We start from the raw sequence: 234 nt of genomic DNA on the forward strand, positions 1-234 counted from the left end.
TAATACCGCCGTTGCTTCACCGTCTAATTTCACAGTAGCACCTAAACCGTTAGCACCAATTGCACTTTCAGAAATTGCAACTGCTAAACCACCTTCAGCAACATCATGTGCCGATTGAACAAGGCCAGCTTGAATTGCTTCTAATACTTGTTTTTGGCGTTTTAATTCTACATCTAGATCGATACTTGGTGATTGGCCGAAAATTTTGCCGTGGACCATTTTCTGTAATTCACT

At 41.0% G+C, this 234-nt stretch carries 1 protein-coding gene; it reads right to left on the reverse strand.

Translation table 11 applies throughout. The features are described 5' to 3' along the window. Positions 1-234, reverse strand: a 234-nt coding sequence (locus tag JDS96_RS31570; RefSeq protein WP_242480050.1) for an AIR synthase-related protein, incomplete at both ends; no start/stop codon positions are given.

It is taken from the genome of Bacillus cereus group sp. N21 (genome assembly GCF_016483395.1).
Taxonomy (GTDB): domain Bacteria; phylum Bacillota; class Bacilli; order Bacillales; family Bacillaceae_G; genus Bacillus_A; species Bacillus_A pseudomycoides.